The 8,685-nt window shown below is 71.9% G+C and carries 1 protein-coding gene; it reads left to right on the top strand.

Annotated features, from left to right (window positions below; all coding sequences use genetic code 11):
• Positions 1 to 6 precede the first annotated feature (6 nt).
• Positions 7 to 8,601: a type I polyketide synthase gene (locus NZH93_RS49155; protein ID WP_259630299.1), complete on the top strand. Its 8,595-nt coding sequence runs from the start codon at positions 7 to 9 to the stop codon at positions 8,599 to 8,601.
• Positions 8,602 to 8,685: the final 84 nt, after the last annotated feature.

The raw sequence follows: 8,685 nt of genomic DNA on the forward strand, positions 1-8,685 counted from the left end.
GGTGAGATCGCGGCGGCGTGTGTGGCTGGTGCTTTGTCCCTTGAGGACGGTGCGCGGATTGTGTGTCTGCGGAGCCGTTTGGTGGCGAACGAGCTGTCGGGTCAGGGTGGGATGGTGTCGGTGACGGCGTCCCGTGCTGATGTGGAGGCGCGGCTGGTCGAGTGGGGCGGGCGTCTGTCCGTTGCGGCGGTGAACGGTCCGTCGAACGTCATCGTCTCGGGTGAGGTCGAGGCGTTGGACGCGTTGGTCGACTCCTGTGTGGCGGACGGTCTGCGGGCGAAGAAGGTCGCTGTGGCGTACGCGTCGCACTCGGCGCAGATGGAGCAGTTGAAGGATGCGATCCTCGACGGGTTGGCGGATCTTCAGCCGCGGTCGAGTGAGGTGCCGTTCCTTTCGACGGTGACGGGCGACTGGTTGGACACCGCGTCGATGGACGCGGGTTACTGGTTCCGGAACCTGCGCGAGACCGTCCAGTTGGAGACCGCGTTGCGGATCTTGATCCGGTCGGGGCACAGCGTGTTCCTGGAGTCGAGTCCGCACCCGATCCTGACGGTGGGTGTCGAGGACACCATTGAGGACGCTGGCGCGGATGCCGTGCTGGTGGGTTCGTTGCGGCGGGACGATGGCGGTCTGGACCGGGTGTTGACGGGGCTCGGGTCGTTGTTCGTGGCCGGTGTGCCGGCGGATTGGTCGTCGGTGTTCGGCGGGGGTCTTCGGGTGGATCTGCCGACGTACGCTTTCCAGCACGAGCGGTACTGGCCCGAGGCCGCGGCCGGGGTGGGCGATGTGTCGGGCGCGGGCTTGGTGGCTGTCGGCCATCCGCTGCTCGGCGCCGCCGTCGAACTGGGTGGTGGCCAGGGCACGGTCGTTACCGGACAGGTATCGGTGCGGTCGCTGCCGTGGCTGGTCGACCACCTGGTCCTCGACCGGATCCTCTTCCCCGGCGCGGGTTTCGTGGAGCTGGTGACCAGGGCGGCCGACGAGGTCGGGTGCGACCGCATCGAGGAGCTGACGCTGACCGCGCCGCTGGTGGTGCCCCACCAGGGGGCGGTGGCGGTCCAGGTGTGGCTGGGACCTGCCGACGAGGAGGGCCACCGCGAGATCGGCGTGTTCTCCCGCGGAGCCGACGAGGAGTGGGTGCGCCACGCGGGCGGCGTGGTGAGCACCGGCACCGCGACCACCGCCGACCGCGCCTTCGCCACCGGGGTGTGGCCACCCCAGGGCGCCGAACCGGTCGCACTGGACGACTTCTACCAGCGGATGGCCGACCGCGGGCTCGACTACGGCCCGGTGTTCCAGGGCCTGGAGTCCGTTTGGAAGCTCGGCGACGAGGTTTTCGCCGAGGTGGGCCTGCCGGACCAGGAACCCGGCGTGGACGCGTTCGGCATTCACCCGGCCCTGCTCGACGCGGTCCTGCACGGGGTGGTCTTCACGGGGTACGGCGACTCGGACACCTCCCTGCTGCCGTTCGCGTGGTCGGGCGTCTCCCTGCACGCGACCGGCGCGTCGGCGTTGCGGGTCCGGCTGGTCCGCACGGACGAAGGAGTCTCGATCGTCGCCACGGACGCCGCGGGCGACCTGGTCGTGTCCGTCGACTCGCTCGACTTCCGGGTGGTGACCGCCGACCAGTTGGCGAGCGCGGACCCGGCTCCGTCGGGCGGAGCGCTGCGGATGGACTGGCCGCTGGTGACCACTCCTGGCGGGGACGTCGGCGTGCCCGCGGTCCTCGGACCGGACCTGTTCGACCTCACCGAGGCGTTGGAGTCGGCCGGGGTGGCGACGTCGGCGCACGCCGACCTGGCCGCGCTGAGGTCGGACGCGGCACCCGGTGTGGTCGTGGTCCCCGTTGCGGGCGAGTCCGGCGTCGTGACCTCGGTGCACGAGACCGTGGTGAGCGTGTTGGGCCTGCTTCAGGAATGGCTGGCGGGTGAGGAGTTCACCGACTCGCGGATGGTGGTCCTGACCCAGGGCGCGATGTCCGGCCAGGACCTGGTGGCCGCGGCGGTCTGGGGGCTGGTGCGGACCGCGCAGACGGAGAACCCGGACCGGTTCGTCCTGGTCGACTGGGACGGCGGGGACCTGCCGCTGGACGTGGTCCTGGGATCGGGTGAACCGCAGCTACTGGTGCGCGGAGGACAGGTGCGCGCGGCACGGCTGGCCCGAGCGGGCACCGACCCGGTGCCCGACGTCCGGTGGGACCCGGACGGCACGGTGGTCCTCACCGGCGGTGGCGGCCTCGGCGGGCAGGTGTCGCGGCACTTGGTGAACCGCCACGGTGTGCGGCACCTGCTGCTGCTCAGCCGATCCGGCCCCGACGCCCTCGGTGTCGCGGACCTGGTGACCGAGCTGACCGACCTGGGCGCGTCCGTCGTGGTGCGGGCGTGCGACGTCGCGGACCGCGACGCGCTCGCCGAGGCGTTGGCCGCGGTGCCGGTCGAGCACCCCGTGCGGGCGGTCGTCCACACCGCTGGCGTCCTGGACGACGGCGTGCTGGACTCGTTGACCGCGCAGCGGGTCTCCCGAGTGCTGCGGCCCAAGGTGGACGCCGCGTGGCACCTGCACGAGCTGACCCGCGACCTGGACCTGACCGCGTTCGTGCTGTTCTCATCGATGGGTGGGACGTTCGGCGCCGCCGGACAGGCCAACTACGCCGCCGCGAACGCGTTCCTCGACGCGCTCGCCCAGCGTCGGCAGCGGGAGGGCCTGCCGGGTGTGTCGCTGGCATGGGGCACCTGGGCGACCGAGACGGGCATGACCACGGGCCTGGCCTCCACGGACCGCGCGCGGATCGGTCAGGCCGGGATGCCCCCGATGTCCGTCGAGCAGGGTATGGCCCTGTTCGACGCCGGGATCGCCTGCGGTGACCCTGTCGTCCCGGCGATGGTGCTGGACGTCAAGGGCATGCGCACGCGCCCGGAGATCCCGTTGTTGTTGCAGGGCCTCGTTCCCTCCTCGAAGCGGCGTGCCGCCGCCCGGACGCGGGTCGACGCGGGCGGCTTCGTCCAGCGTCTGCTCGCCCTGTCCGCTGCCGACCGCCAGGAGTTGGTCGAGGACGTCGTCCGGACGAGGGTGGCCGCGGTGCTGCGGCACGGCGACTCCGCCGCGATCGACCGGGACCGCAAGTTCAAGGAACTGGGGCTCGACTCGTTGACGGCGGTGGAGCTGCGCAACGGTCTCAGCGCGGTGACGGGGCTCAAGCTCCCGGCGACGCTGGTGTTCGACTACCCGACCGCCTCGGCGCTGGCCGTCTACCTGCTGGACCGTCTGCTGGGCGGTGCGGCGCGGGCCGCCATCCCGCTCAGCGCCCTGCCGTCGGTGACCGACGACCCGGTCGTCATCGTGGGCATGGGGTGCCGCTATCCCGGTGGCGTGCGGTCGCCGGAGGACCTCTGGAGGTTGGTGGCCGACGGTGTCGACGCGATCTCGGAGTTCCCGGACGACCGGGGCTGGGACGTGGAGGGGATCTACGACCCGGACCCCGCTCACGCGGGCACGTCCTACGCGCGGACGGGTGGCTTCCTCTACGACGCCGGTGACTTCGACGCGGGCTTCTTCGGGTTGAGCCCGCGCGAGGCGATGGCGACGGACTCGCAGCAGCGGTTGCTGCTGGAGGTGTCCTGGGACGCCCTCGAACGGGCCGGGATCGATCCGTTGTCGTTGCGCGGCAGCAGGACCGGTGTCTTCGCGGGGGTGATGTACAGCGACTACGGCGATCTGCTGCCGGGGGTGGAGTTCGAAGGCTTCCGCGGCAACGGGAGCGCGCCCAGCGTTGCCTCGGGCCGGGTCTCCTACTCGTTCGGGTTCGAAGGCCCCGCGATGACGGTGGACACGGCGTGCTCGTCGTCGTTGGTGTCGCTGCACCTGGCGGCGCAGGCGTTGCGGGCGGGGGAGTGCTCGCTGGCGCTGGCGGGCGGGGTGACCGTGATGTCGAAGCCGGACCTGTTCATCGAGTTCTCCCGGCAGCGGGGCATGTCCCCGGACGGCCGCTGCAAGTCGTTCTCCGACACCGCAGACGGCGCGGGGTGGTCCGAGGGCGTCGGGATGCTGGTGCTGGAGCGGTTGTCGGACGCCGAACGCCTCGGTCACCGGGTACTGGCGGTGGTTCGTGGTTCGGCGGTGAACCAGGACGGCGCGTCCAACGGCCTGACGGCGCCGAACGGTCCGTCGCAGCAGCGGGTGATCCGCCAGGCGTTGGCCAGTGCGGGGTTGTCGCCGTCCGAAGTGGACGCTGTCGAGGCGCACGGCACGGGCACCACCCTGGGTGACCCGATCGAGGCCCAGGCACTGCTGGCCACCTACGGGCAGGACCGCGACCGGCCGCTGCTGCTGGGGTCGATCAAGTCCAACATCGGCCACTCCCAGGCCGCCGCCGGTGTCGCCGGCGTGATCAAGATGGTCATGGCCATGCACAACGAAGTGCTGCCCAAGACGCTGCACGTGACGGAGCCGTCGACGCACGTCGACTGGTCGGAGGGTGCCGTCGAACTGCTGACCGAGCAAGCCCAATGGCCGCAGGTCGACCGTCCGCGCCGGTCGGCGGTGTCGTCGTTCGGCATCAGCGGCACGAACGCGCACGTGATCCTGGAGCAGGCTCCCGCGGTGGAGTCCGGGGAAGTCCCGGCCGCGGTCGACCGGGTGGTGCCGTGGATGGTGTCGGGCAAGACCTCCGCCGCGGTCGGCGAGCAGGTCGCGCGGCTGCGGTCCTGGGTCGCTGAACGGCCGGGGCTGAGTGGTGCGGATGTGGGTCTGTCGCTGGCTGTGGGGCGTTCCCACTTCGACCACCGCGTGGGCTTGGTCGGTGACGCGGTCATCGAGGGCGTCGCCGGTCGTGGTCGTGTGGGTGTGGTGTTCTCGGGTCAGGGGTCTCAGCGGTTGGGGATGGGTCGTGGGTTGTACGACCGGTTCCCGGTGTTCGTGGCCGCTTTCGACGCGGTGGTGGGGGAATTCGATGGGCTGCGGGACGTGGTGTGGGGTGAGGACCAGGAGGTCCTGAACCGGACCGGGTGGGCTCAGCCCGCGTTGTTCGCGGTCGAGGTGGCGTTGTTCCGGTTGGTGGAGTCGTGGGGTGTGCGTCCGGAGGTGGTGGCCGGGCACTCGCTGGGTGAGGTCACGGCCGCCCATGTCGCCGGGGTGTTGTCGCTGGCGGACGCGTGCGCCCTGGTGGCGGCCCGCTCTCGACTGATGGAGGCGCTGCCGTCGGGTGGGGCGATGGTGGCGGTGGCGGCGTCCGAGGCCGACGTGCTGCCGCTGTTGGCCGGGCACGAGGACGAGGTGTCGGTGGCCGCGGTGAACGGACCCTCGTCGGTGGTGATCTCCGGAACGCTGGACGGCGTGCGGACGATCGCCGCCGAGCTGGCCGAACAGGGAGTGCGGACGAAGTCCTTGGCGGTGTCGCACGCGTTCCACTCGCCGTTGATGGATCCGATGCTGGCGGACTTCGAGGCGGCTCTGGCGCCGTTGTCGTTCCAGGAGCCGCTGATTGCGGTGGTGTCGAACGTGACCGGTGAGGTCGCGACGGCGGAGGTGTTGTGCACGGCCGCCTACTGGGTTGAGCACGTGCGTGAGCCGGTGCGGTTCGCCGACGGTGTCGCGGCGATGGACGTGGACGTGGTCCTGGAGTTGGGGCCGGACGGTGTCCTCTCGGCCATGGTCCAGGAGTTGGCGCCCGGTGTCACGACCGTCGCCGCGTTGCGGAAGGACCGGGACGAGGAGGTCGCGGCGGTGACGGCGTTGGCGTCGCTGCACACCCATGGGGTGCGGGTCGACTGGGACGCCTTCTTCGCCGACACGGGTGCGGGGCTGGTCGAACTCCCCACCTACGCCTTCCAGCACCAGCGCTTCTGGCCGGAGCCGGGGGCCGGTGCCGGTGACGTGACGGGCGCCGGACTGGCCTCGGTTGGCCACCCACTGCTCGGCGCCACCGTCCGGCTGGCGGGTCAGGACGACGTCGTCCTGACCGGGCGGTTGTCGCGGCGGTCGTCGTCGTGGCTGACCGACCACGTGGTGATGGGGCGGACCTTGTTCCCCGGCACCGGTTTCGTCGAGCTGGCGCTGCGCGCCGGTGACGAGGTCGGGTGCGACCTGGTCGAGGAGCTGACCTTGGCCTCGCCGTTGGTGCTGCCGGAGGTCGGCTCGGTCGCGGTGCAGGTCCGGGTGGGAGCAGGCGACGAGCAGGGACGCCGGGAGATCGAGATCTTCACCCAGTCCGAAGACGACGGTGCACAGTGGACTCGGCACGCGGTCGGCGTCCTGGCGTCCGGTGCGGCGGCTGCCGCGTTCGACTCCGAGACCTGGCCACCGGCCGACGCCGAACCGCTCGACGTGGCCGGGCTCTACGACCGACTGGTGGACGCGGGCTTCGACTACGGCCCCGTCTTCCGCGGCCTGCGAGGGCTGTGGCGGCGTGGTGACGAGTACTTCGCCGAGGTCGGGCTGCCCGACACCGAGCGGGAGGCGGCGAGCGGGTACGGGGTCCACCCGGCCCTGCTCGACGCGGCCCTGCACGCCGCCGGTGTGATGTCGTTGGGAGACCGGAGCAGGCTGCCGTTCCTGTGGCAGGGCGTGGCCCTCGGTGCCTCGGGCGCGTCCGCGCTGCGGGTCCGCCTGGTGGCGGCGGGGGAGGACGCGCTCTCCCTGGTGGCGGTCGACGGCGCGGGTCAGGTCGTCGTGTCGGTGGACTCGTTGGTGTTGCACGAGGTGAGCGCCGAGCAGGTGGCGGCGGCCCGGTCGACCGGCCAGGGCTCGCTCTACCGCGTGGACTGGACTCCCGTCCACACCACGGGCGTGGAGGTGGCCACGGCGGCCGTCCTGGGCCCGGACGCGTTCGGGTTGGTCGAACGTCTTGCCGCGGCGGGCGTCGAAGCCTCGTCCACCGAGGATCTGACCTCGCTGCTGCTCGGTGGTGAACCGGTGCCGTCAGTGGTCTTGGTCCCCGTGATGGGGACGGGTGAGGTGGTGGCCTCCGCGCACAGCCTCACCACGTGGACGCTGGGCCTGGTCCAGGACTGGCTGGCCGAGGAGTCGTTCACCGGTTCACGGCTGGTGTTCGTCACCAGTGGCGCCACCACGGGCGAGGACGTCGCCGCGGCGGCGGCCTGGGGCCTCGTCCGGTCCGCGCAGACGGAGAACCCCGACGCCTTCCAGCTCGTGGACCTGCTGGACGACGGCGACGCGGCGCTGCCGCTCGCCCGGATCCTCGGGATGGACGAGCCGCAGGTCGTGGTGTGCGGAGACGAGGTGAGCGCGGCCCGGCTGGTCCACGCGCCAACCGACGGCGCCGAACAGGAATGGGACCCGGACGGCACGGTGGTGATCACGGGTGGCACCGGTGGCCTCGGCGGGCTGGTCGCCCGTCACCTGGTCACCGAGCACGGCGTCCGCCACCTGCTCCTGCTCAGCCGTCGCGGCCCGGCGGCCACCGGTGCCGCCGACCTCGTGGCGGAACTGGCCGGGCACGGCGCCGAAGCGCGGGTGATGGCCTGCGACGTGGCCGACCGCACCTCGATCGCCGACGCGTTGCGGACGGTGTCCGAGGCGCACCCGGTCCGGGCGGTGATCCACACCGCGGGCGTGCTGGGCGACGGTGTGATCGCTTCGCTGACGCCGGAACGCGTGGACGGCGTGCTCGCCCCGAAGGTGGATGCCGCGTGGCACCTGCACGAGCTCACCCGCGACCTGGACCTGACGGCGTTCGTGGTCTTCTCGTCGATGGCCGGTCTGTCCGGTGCCGCCGGGCAGGGGGCGTACGCGGCCGCCAACGCGTTCCTCGACGCGTTGACGAGGTCGCGTCGGGAACAGGGCCTGCCCGGTCTGTCGCTGGCGTGGGGCCCGTGGGAGGGCGGCGACGGGATGACCGCTGTCATCGGTGAGGTCGACGTCCTGCGGATGAGGCGGTCCGGAGTGCTGGAGCTGTCCGCCGCGCGGGCACTCGCCCTGTTCGACGCGTCCTCGGCCGCGGGCGAACCGGTGCTGGTCCCGGCACGGCTCGACCTCCGCGGGTCGGTCGAGGTCCCCGCGCTGTTCCGTGGTCTGGTCCGCAAGCCCGCCCGCAAGGCGGCGGTCGCCGGTGCGCCGCAGGCCGACACCATCGTGCGGCGCCTGACCGGGGTCAACGGGCAGGAACGCCACGCGATCCTGCTGGACGTCATCCGGGACCACGCCGCCGCGGTGCTGAACCACACGGACCTGGCCGCGCTCCAGCCGGACGCCAGGTTCCAGGACCTGGGCTTCGACTCCCTGATCGCCATCGAGTTCCGCAACCGCCTCGGCTCGGCCGTCGGCCTCCGACTGCCCGCGCCGTTGCTGTTCGACTACCCGACGCCCGCGGAGCTGGTGGACTACCTGATGCCGCAGCTCGTGACCGGCGGCGTGGACGTGGGGCCGTCGGCCCTGCTCGACCAGTTGGACGGGCTCGCGAAGCTGCTGGACGACATGCGGGTCGACGACGTCGTGCACAAGCAGGTGGCCTCCCGGATCGAGGTGCTCAAGACCAAGTGGGCGGCGACGCAGGTGCCGGTCGCGGTCACCGGGGACATCGACATCCAGTCGGCCTCCGATGACGACGTCTTCGACTACCTGGACCGGGAGCTCGGCCTGTCCTGATGCCCGCCCCGCGGCTCCCGCCCTGTCCGGTCGGGAGCCGCGGATCCACTCGACAAGTCGGGGGACCTCCGCGGAGGTCCCCCC

Source organism: Umezawaea endophytica (assembly GCF_025061645.1).
GTDB lineage: Bacteria > Actinomycetota > Actinomycetes > Mycobacteriales > Pseudonocardiaceae > Umezawaea > Umezawaea endophytica.